Source organism: Thermogutta sp. (genome assembly GCF_039793925.1).
Classification (GTDB): domain Bacteria; phylum Planctomycetota; class Planctomycetia; order Pirellulales; family Thermoguttaceae; genus Thermogutta.
On the sequence record NZ_JBAMME010000184.1, the window covers coordinates 1 to 8,558 of the forward strand.

At 60.6% G+C, this 8,558-nt stretch carries 10 protein-coding genes; 9 read left to right on the forward strand and 1 reads right to left on the reverse strand.

Going from position 1 to position 8,558, the window contains the following annotated elements; genetic code table 11:
• Positions 1–13: 13 nt before the first annotated feature.
• The 7 genes from ABJK56_RS06905 (at position 14) to ABJK56_RS06935 (ending at position 7,413) form a co-directional block, all read left to right on the forward strand.
• Positions 14–895 carry a WD40 repeat domain-containing protein gene (locus ABJK56_RS06905; protein ID WP_347243932.1) on the forward strand — a complete coding sequence of 294 codons (882 nt, stop codon included), beginning with the start codon at positions 14–16 and terminating at the stop codon, positions 893–895.
• 70 nt (positions 896–965) lie between these two features.
• Complete coding sequence (locus ABJK56_RS06910) at positions 966–1,718, forward strand: hypothetical protein (protein WP_347243933.1); 753 nt, start codon at positions 966–968, stop codon at positions 1,716–1,718.
• Between the two features lie 26 nt (positions 1,719–1,744).
• A complete protein-coding gene (locus tag ABJK56_RS06915; RefSeq protein WP_347243934.1) occupies positions 1,745–2,191 on the forward strand; it encodes a hypothetical protein in 447 nt (148 codons plus the stop codon).
• A 589-nt stretch (positions 2,192–2,780) separates the two neighbouring features.
• A complete protein-coding gene (locus tag ABJK56_RS06920) occupies positions 2,781–3,047 on the forward strand; it encodes a hypothetical protein (protein WP_347243935.1) in 267 nt (88 codons plus the stop codon).
• Between the two features lie 124 nt (positions 3,048–3,171).
• Positions 3,172–3,537 carry a hypothetical protein gene (locus tag ABJK56_RS06925; RefSeq protein WP_347243936.1) on the forward strand — a complete coding sequence of 122 codons (366 nt, stop codon included), beginning with the start codon at positions 3,172–3,174 and terminating at the stop codon, positions 3,535–3,537.
• A 31-nt stretch (positions 3,538–3,568) separates the two neighbouring features.
• A complete protein-coding gene (locus ABJK56_RS06930; protein ID WP_347243937.1) occupies positions 3,569–4,171 on the forward strand; it encodes a hypothetical protein in 603 nt (200 codons plus the stop codon).
• Positions 4,144–7,413: a hypothetical protein gene (locus ABJK56_RS06935; protein ID WP_347243938.1), complete on the forward strand. Its 3,270-nt coding sequence runs from the start codon at positions 4,144–4,146 to the stop codon at positions 7,411–7,413. The genes ABJK56_RS06930 and ABJK56_RS06935 overlap by 28 nt, the downstream gene beginning before the upstream one ends.
• Positions 7,414–7,427: 14 nt before the next feature.
• Here ABJK56_RS06935 and ABJK56_RS06940 read toward each other — a convergent pair whose 3' ends face one another.
• Complete coding sequence (locus ABJK56_RS06940) at positions 7,428–7,631, reverse strand: helix-turn-helix domain-containing protein (protein WP_347243939.1); 204 nt, start codon at positions 7,629–7,631, stop codon at positions 7,428–7,430.
• Between the two features lie 131 nt (positions 7,632–7,762).
• Here ABJK56_RS06940 and ABJK56_RS06945 point away from each other — a divergent pair, with 131 nt between their 5' ends.
• Together ABJK56_RS06945 and ABJK56_RS06950 are read left to right on the forward strand one after the other, a co-directional pair.
• Entirely contained in the window at positions 7,763–8,143 is a 381-nt protein-coding gene (locus ABJK56_RS06945) for a hypothetical protein (RefSeq protein ID WP_347243940.1), read from the forward strand.
• Positions 8,144–8,310: 167 nt separating this feature from the next.
• Positions 8,311–8,558 (forward strand): hypothetical protein (locus ABJK56_RS06950; protein WP_347243941.1); only part of this gene is annotated, 248 nt, incomplete at its 3' end.

Genomic DNA, 8,558 nt, shown 5'->3' on the forward strand with positions numbered 1-8,558 from the left:
CAGGGGGTGAAACATGAGACTCTCTCTGGCAGAGGATGTGGACTGGGTGTGTTGTGTGGCTTTCTCCCCGGATGGCCGGATGCTGGCATCTGGGTTATGGAACGGCACCGTGCGGCTGTGGGACCCCGCTACCGGGCAGGAACGGCGCACCCTGGAAGGGCATATGGACGGAGTGATCAGAGCGGCCTTCTCACCGGATAGCCGGATGCTGGCATTGGGATCGGCAGACGGCACCGTGCTGTTGTGGGACCCGGACAACGGGCAGATACGGAGCGTTCTGATCGGGCATATCGCCGCGGTATCCAGTGTGGCTTTCTCCCCCGATGGCCAGATAATGGCTTCCGGTTCGGTGGACGGCACTGTGCGGCTGTGGGACCCCGCCACCGGGAAGGAACTGCGCATCCTGGTGGGGCACGAGTGGAAGTGGAATGTGAACAGCGTGGTCTTCTCCCCCGATGGCCGGATGCTGGCATCGGGGTCGGATGACGGCACTGTGCGGCTATGGGATCCCGCCACAGGACAGGTACTGCGCGTTCTGGAAGGGTACAGAAGCCCGGTGCTCGGCGTGGCCTTCTCCCCCGATGGCCGGATGCTGGCATCCGGGGCGTGGGACGGCACCGTGCGGCTGTGGGACCCCGCTACCGGAAAGGAACTGCGCACCCTGGAGGGGCATACGGGGACGGTGAGTAGCGTGGCCTTCTCCCCCAATGGTCGGATATTGGCTTCCGGGTCGTGGGACCATACCGTGCGGCTGTGGGACCCCGCTACGGGGCGGGCGCTGCGTACCATGAGGCATCAGGCCAATGTGCGGTGCGTGGCCTTTTCCCCCGATGGCCGGATGCTGGCCTCCGCGTCGGACAACCGCGCCGTACAACTGTGGGCCATCCCCGAATAGGGAAAGTTCATCGGCGATGATGCGATGATCCTTCGGTCAGACAAGAGATCCAATGGTGCCAGGAGGCAAAATGGAACCTTGGGAGGCGCGCGAGGTATTCGAGAAGGTGGTGTATGAGGGTCCCGGGGGGGAATCCCCCGAGCGGATCCTTGAGGCCGCTCGGGTTCTTGTTGACCGCGCTGCCAGCCGAGGCAGCGAGGCAGCGTGGCGTGATATAGGGGACGCGTGGCGGCTGCTGCGGAAAGCCGGACATCCCGTAAAGGACATCCGGCACGCACGAGATCAAACCCAGGCCATTGCCTGGGTCCGGGAAGCGATAGAAGGGCGGCCTCCCCAGGCCTGCATAGAGAGAACGATGCGGGTCCGGGTCATTCGCTTCGTCGTGCCATTCAACAAATGGCTGAATAGCACGGTTACGCTTGACCAAAGAGGCCACAAGCTGATCGCAGTGCGCGGTCACAGCGGGAGATCCTCTTGGCCGGTCGCTGTGATCATCGCCCCGGCCGGGGTCGTGCAGGAGGATTCCCGGTACCGGGTCTCGGTCCAGCCGGGTATCTACCGTCTGGAAGTGGGAAATGACCGGAGGGGGGTTCCCCTGCTCCGGTTCCACCCAGATCGGGAAGAGGGGGGGAAACGATTCCGGCTCATCTCTGTCGATGGGGAAGTGAAAGAACTCCCCTCATCAGCAGAGGTGCTGCTGTCTGGAGGGGGAAGTTCTCGGACAGGTCAGAGCGGGTTCTACTGGTCGGTCGTGATATTCAAACAAAGGGGACATCTGCGGGTCCGGCACTATGATGGCCAGTTCGAGACCGTGTCGGTCTGATCCACCCCTCGCATCCGGAGGGCTCTGTGCTCCTTGAATACGGAGCACTGATGCCTGCAACTGCCCGGAGACACTGCCCTGGGCGAGTGGATGGCAGCCCAGGCCCGGACGCTCTGGGCTGTGGCATCGTCGGCGAGCGCGGCGAGTTCGCCGGCAGGCCGCGGGCGCGACCGTTCTGCAAGCCCGGCTGTCAGCTGCCAGAGGAAGGAACGAAAACATCCCCAACCCCAGGGAATCAACGCTCTACGAACAGCCGCGGCACGGAACGATCGTCTCGCTCCGACATCGCCATACACAGTCGCTACGCCGATCTCGCCGGGTTCGACCATGATCGGTCTGCCCTGCTCTATGGCACAGAACTGGCCGTTCCATTCCCGCTTGTACAGAACGGCTTTCCGACATCTCAGCCATCCCGGTTCTATCGGCCGCCGGGGGCAGTACGGATCGCGATGTCCCTGAAATGGGCAGGATAGCGGGGTGCGTGGTGAACTGGCGCCCGGGGTGACCCGGGTCGCCAGGCCCCCACCAGGAGCAAGGTCATGCTCCCCCGCGGGGGCCCGTCCTGACCGAGCCCGGGGCGGGCCATATGAGGCAGCGGGCAACCGCTCGCGACCGAACTCGGCGGATCGGCCAGCCTGGTCCCGATTCCTCCAATCCCCGCAGGAGGCGCGAGCGAACCCGATCCGCGCTTGACAAATTACCTTTTTTGCAGTATAGTTTCCAACAAATCGGCGCGCTCGGTCTATATCGTATGGAAGAGATTTGCTGTTCCGGCCCTCATCATACAGAAGTTTCTCGTTCTTCCCCGATGGGGAATCTACCTTCTGGGGCGCCTCGCGCCCGGTGTCCACAACCCCTGCGGGCAAATTCTTCGGCCGCGCGGCGCCACGCCCCTGGCCGGAGGCTCAGAAGGGGCGATGTCCTGGGCGAGGCGAGACCCCCCTCGGGCCCGAGTCCTCGTGTGGCCCCTTGCTGCCCTGACGGGCAGTTCGAGATCGTTCCTGAACAGTCCCCCCCCCATTCCCCCTACCCCCCACACACACAGCATGGTAAGGAGGAGAGATGAGTGAGAAGGAATACAGAACTTTAATGAAAACTTGGCGGAGGAAGAATGCTCTGTACCCCGATCGCGGGCGCTCGATCAGGCCCTGGGAGGAGCCCCTTCTCCGGGAAATCCGCGGCGTGATTGCGGAGGGCCTGTTGCATGGTCACGCATGGGCGCGAACCGCGGCCGTTCAGTGGACAGGCCTTCCCGAGCGCCTGTTTCATGGCCCGCCCGAGGAGGTTGTGCGGCTTTTCGAGGAGGCCTTCGAGCGGGCATGCTCCTGAGTGATTCTTCCCCATTGTCAGGAGGAGTGATGACGAGCCCCGAAGGAGCGCCGGGCGCTTCGCGTCCCCGCCAGATCTGCCCGGCGGATTTTGGGGTGCATTCAGGAAACGGAGGTACACACAAATGAAAGAGCGCATCGCGACCTTCATGGCCCAGGAGATCTCTTTACCCACCTGGCCATTATATGACCCGCACAACAAACTCATGGTCGCCATCATGGCGCTGGCCCCCTTTACCCTTGTCATTGTACTCGCCTACGGCCTCCAGATCATACAAGTGAATGTTTTCGCTGGCGTGGTGTTGGGGGCCATCATTGCTCAGTTCTCCACCCGCTGGGCAGTTGCGGTCTGGTGGGCGACATCGCTGGCCTTCTCCGTTCTGGTGTTTGCGGAGAGACCCATTCGCCGCTTTGCGCCGGAAATGTTGATCCTCCAGGTAGCCGGGGCCATCTTGTTGGGAGTCATCGGGTTAGGGATCATTGGGCTATAGCGAGCTCCGCTTTGTTCGGACGCGGGCGGACATGAGCGAGCGGGTGTTCTGGGGATCTCTCGCTGCGAAAGACATGGCCAGGATGCCAGATCGAGACCCCAGGGCCATCGCGTCCCCATCTCCCGATCGGGAGAAGAGGTCCCCCGAAGACGTAACTGAGGAAGACATTCAGGCGATGGCCCGTCACATCCTCCGGCAGAAGGGCATTGAGCCGGATAACCCCCACTTCCCGGATGCCCTGCAGGAGTTGCTGGGGGCGAGTGTGCGGGCTCTCAGAAATTACCGTCCTGGAAAGGGTGCGTCCGCAACCACCTGGATATACTACCAGATGCTTGGTGCCGCGACGCACATCCAGAGGACATTGTACCATCAAGGGATTCACGAGATCCCCTTAGACGGGCCAGATGATGATGACAACCGCACCGAACGCGACCCGCGGATGCAGGACGGTGCGGCCGATGTGCTGGCAGCAGTAGAGGAAAAGGAGATCGCTCTCCTCGTTCTTCAGGAGGCAAGCCAGTACCCCGATCTGTGGGAGAGGCCTCTTGAGGAGTGGGTAGATTCTCCAACCCTCCGCCGCCAAATTCTATCTCTCGTCAGAGAAATATGCTCGAGATCCATGCCACACTCCTGATGCTACCGGGATACCGCCATACCGATCGGTATGTTCGCCGGGTGGAAAGGCGGTATCCGGATGACCCGATGCGCCTGCTCCGGGACACGCGGTATGTTCTTCCCGTTGCCGTTGGGCAAGGGGAAGACGGTCAATGGCTGCTGCTATGCCTTTCCTTTGGCCCCCCCAGAGGGGGGGAGCCAATGGATGTCTTTTACCGCCTGTTCAATTTCATCAACGACCCGGACAACCCGGAGAATGCGCACTGGCGCACACTGCGGGTGAGTTCCATCCCCAACCCGGACAAAATCAGCGCCACTTCGGTTGTGATCGCGGACTCGTCGGCAGTGACGCTGCGGGAATGGCTTGATCAGCAATTGTCCCGCCCGCTTCCTCCCAACTTTCAATTGCGGCAATCACTGGTTGATTCCGATCCCGAGAGGATGCTGAAAACGGTCGGGTTGCACATATCTTCCCCGGAAGACCCGTTGGAGGAGTCTCCGGGAGAGGATATGGAGGGATGGGGGGATGAATGGGCAGAGGCATATGAAGGGGAAGAGGAGTTCTCCTCTGCGCCCGAGGAGTTAGAAGATGAGTTCTCCTCTGCGCCCGAGGAGTTAGAAGATGAGTTCTCCTCTGTGCCCGAGGGGGTGGAAGAGGAATTCTCCCCTGCGTCCGAGGGGGTGGAAGAGGAGCCCTCCCCTGCGCCCAGGAGGTTGGAAAAAGAGCCCTCTGTACCCCATGAGGGACTGGAAGTGGATCATGGACAGTTTGTGGAGCTGTGGCGATCCATCCTGGCCAACGCCCAGCCGGGCAGACTCGCCGAACGTCTGTATCCAACGGAGAAAGACGAGGATGATGAGTGGGCCCGGTTGCTCCGTGCGCTGTTGCCCACACGGGAGGCTGCGATCGCATCGTTTGTCATTGCTCTCCTGTCCTTGTTCTTTCCCCCTGCATCGTTGTTGGCTCTGGTCCTGTATGGGGGTCGGCCTGGTTTCCGCCTACTGGTGGGCGCTCTGTGTCTCAGCATACCGTATCTTGTTTTCTTTGTTTTCCATGCCCCATTCGCTCCGGGAATCTACGTTCCGGCTATCGTCATTTTGTTGATGGGTTTTTTGTCCATCGCCACCGGATTGCAGCGGCTTTATAAAAGATTTGGCTTAAAGTTTGAGTTGTCTAAGGTCGCCCGCGGGGCAGTCGGGGTGATCAAGAGAGCCAGACGCAAGGGGGTTGCCCCGGGGGCAGGGATGGCACAGCCGCAAACACCGGTGACCATGGCCGATGTTTCGGGCAGTGTCACCGATGTTTTGATCATCCTCTCTTTGATATTGTTCCTCATTCCTCCGGTTGCCCCACTGGCCGTCGGGCTATTCCTGTTTTGCTTGAATCGGGAGAGGGGTCTCTTGGCTCCCTGGAATCTGCTGTCTCTTTTGTATGTGATGTTTCTGTGGCCCTCTCTGGCCGGCAATATCACCACTGGCTGGAGATTGGGAATGCTGGCTGGGTATCTGATTTCCTTTACTTCTCCAGCCTCTCCCCATGACCTGAACGCGGCAAAGGTCAAACTTGCCCCCCAGGCGATCCGCAACTGGGTCCTTCTGCTGATCCGATCCCCGGGAGCAGCCTGGAGGTATCTCTGGTCAGACAAACCGGGGAAAACGGAAATCCAATTCCAGCTGCCGCCGTTGCCCCGCCCGATTGCCACAGCATTATCTCAGGGCGCCCAGGCGGATCCATCGGCGCTGAGGGAGATGTTTGATGTCCTGTCGCGGGCTCACATCGATGCGCTGCACGCCGCAGCAAAAGCGGGCCGCATTCCGCTCCCGATTCGGGTGGAGAGTGTGGAAGATGGGAGATTTTACACCTCGCTCTACCGGGTGTCTGCCGTTCAGCCCGTACAGGGCCTGCCATTGCCCCCCGAGGCCGCAACCCGAATTGTCCAGACGGCCCTCAATCTCATCACCCGGAGCGGGGTGCCGGAGGTTTCTGTGACATCTGTCAACCAGGGGGTTGTCATCAAGGTTCAGCGCACTCACCGGATCACCACGGATTCCCCCTACGCTCAGGTCCCGGTATGGGATCGCCCCATCATCAGCAGGGAGAAAGCGACCGTTATTGTTCCCATTGGCCGTTCCTATGTTTATTTCGCTCGCGGGGAGGACGAGAGGCATTACGCGTCCGGGCTATATTTTTCCCCCCACCGTCCCGGTCATGCACTGATTGTCGCCCCCAGTGGAAGCGGTAAAAGCGTGCTGGTCCGGAGCATTCTCGCTGGCATTGCGGCAGCCTGCGAGGAATATCCCATTGGGGTGTTGTATCTGGAGGGGAAGCAGGAGAGCGCGGGGGAAGAAGTTGCTCCACCTCTTCTGATGCCCATTACCTTTTTGTCCTCGGGAAGCGACACGATTTTGATGATGGCGTTTCTTGCCTCGATTCTGGACAGTCGCCAGAGATTACTCAGCGCTTTAACTCAGCTATATGGACGCCCGATTGCGGCCGAGCAATTTGCTGCTCTGTATAACGGCTTCCCGTTGTTGGTCATCCTGATCGATGAGTTCTGGGCCTTGATGGGCAATTTGCAGGCCGTGTCCAGCCTGAAGGCTGTGTCTCCTCAGACGGGCAAAGAGGTTAAGATGGACGCCAGTACATTCGTGACGGTCACCTTGAATCGCATGTTGAATCTCGCCCGCGCCCTGGGCGTCGCCATGATCTTGACGACCCAGGCTGCCACGCGGGATGCGATTTCCAACCGGGGCGTGCGTGCCAACGCGACGCCGATCGTGGGATATGGGGTGGGCCTTCCACAAATCCGCGCCCTGCTGGAAGGCACCGCAGCCCAACAGATTGCCGCCCTCAGCCTGCCATACAAGGGGGGGATGAACATCCTGGCAAGATATGGGTTTGTCAATGCCGGTGCCCCAGGGGCCGTGGCGGCATTCATTGATCCCGAGGGGAATGTGATCCTGGGCGGAGATAGTCAGTATCAGCAGGAAATGCCATCCGTGGATGTTTTCCTGCCGTTTTACCGTGGGGATATCGCCCGCGCCTCGCGGGCAGCCCGCTTCGATGTGGAAAAACTGCAGGCCGACATCGCAGCCTGCCAGGCCAAGGGGCTTCTCGGCGACCCCCCGTCGATTGGTTGGCTGGCGTCCTTGGGATGTGAAATGCTGCAGAGAGCAACGGCCCTTGGGTATGGCAAGGAATCCCTGCAAGAGCAAGTGCTCAATTCTCAGACGTCATTGGACGCCGAGGCCTCCCAATAGCGAGAGCGATCGGCTCATTCCGGTTTTTCTCTCTTCCTGGGTCGCCCGGGCCTGCCGCGGATCCGCATTGCTTCTACTTCCGACTCTGTGAATATCCAGTAGCGCCCGAGGCGGCGGCCCAAGCCTCGCCTGCGCGCTAACTGGTAGACCCGGGAGAGACTAATACGCAACCGCTTGGCCGCCATGGGGGCAGTGTATAACTCGATCGGTTCTGTCATCGTTTCACCTCCTCTGGAACCATAATTGTACCATATTGGTACAACCAGCGCAAGGGATTTTGTGAACAGGGGGCTGACTTCTGGGAGGGGACGAACGGGCGGTTGCATTTCATCCCATAAAAGGAGGTCCAATGGGCTGGAGCATGGTCGACATCATAGAGGATCCCTTGGAGGGCGAATTGTTGGTAGCGGGGGGAGAAACTCGAAAGGGCGGCGCTTTCATCGCCCGGATCACAGGCGTTGATCCGAAGTTCCGGTATGCTCGGGAGTTCCTTGGGGTGAGAGATTACCGATTCCCAGGAATCCCCAAGGGCTGCGTGATCGTCAAAGTGCCCACCGCCCAACTCCGGGAAGGAGACCTCTTAGAGATCCGGAGCGGTGGAAGCTGGGAAAGGGAATATCGCGGTTTCTACCTCTACCAATCGGGAACAATCCGGCAAATCAGCGAAAACGAGCTGCGCAGACGCCTCGCGGAGCGACTGGCCAGCTCCCCGACTCACCGCTCCGGATAGGGTACCGGTGCTTTCCGCCGGTCATCTCTGCAGCCCATACCCGGGTCGGGTGGGGGTATTCCACCGGGGCCACCGGACTCGTGCCAGAGAAGGGGCCCCTCGCAGGCCTGGCGAGAGCGGCGATATACCGGAAAGAACGGTGCCGGGTGGCAGAAAAAGGAGATGCAATGAAGATTCTCGTGGATGAGCAGGGGATCCGCCAACTGGAGCGCATCGACCAGCAGCCGGTCGGTCGGCAGATGCGCTACTACTACATCCCCCGCACTGACGCGGCGTTGTTTCACCTGGTCTGCCGGTGCGGGCTGCTGGAGGATCTTGTCGGCCGCGTCTGCGATGTGGCCGTGGGGTGGGGAGTGGGATGGCACGGAAAGTGCCGTCCCGAGCACGAGGGACTGCAACTGATGAAAGTGACAGT

What these genes read in the sequence shown, in the direction of transcription:
- ABJK56_RS06905 (WP_347243932.1), top strand. Translation starts at nt 14, where the DNA reads ATGAGACTCTCTCTGGCAGAGGATGTGGACTGGGTGTGTTGTGTGGCT.
- ABJK56_RS06910 (WP_347243933.1), top strand. Translation starts at nt 966, where the DNA reads ATGGAACCTTGGGAGGCGCGCGAGGTATTCGAGAAGGTGGTGTATGAG.
- ABJK56_RS06920 (WP_347243935.1), top strand. Translation starts at nt 2,781, where the DNA reads ATGAGTGAGAAGGAATACAGAACTTTAATGAAAACTTGGCGGAGGAAG.
- ABJK56_RS06925 (WP_347243936.1), top strand. Translation starts at nt 3,172, where the DNA reads ATGAAAGAGCGCATCGCGACCTTCATGGCCCAGGAGATCTCTTTACCC.
- ABJK56_RS06930 (WP_347243937.1), top strand. Translation starts at nt 3,569, where the DNA reads ATGAGCGAGCGGGTGTTCTGGGGATCTCTCGCTGCGAAAGACATGGCC.
- ABJK56_RS06935 (WP_347243938.1), top strand. Translation starts at nt 4,144, where the DNA reads ATGCTCGAGATCCATGCCACACTCCTGATGCTACCGGGATACCGCCAT.
- ABJK56_RS06940 (WP_347243939.1), bottom strand. Translation starts at nt 7,631, where the DNA reads ATGACAGAACCGATCGAGTTATACACTGCCCCCATGGCGGCCAAGCGG.
- ABJK56_RS06945 (WP_347243940.1), top strand. Translation starts at nt 7,763, where the DNA reads ATGGGCTGGAGCATGGTCGACATCATAGAGGATCCCTTGGAGGGCGAA.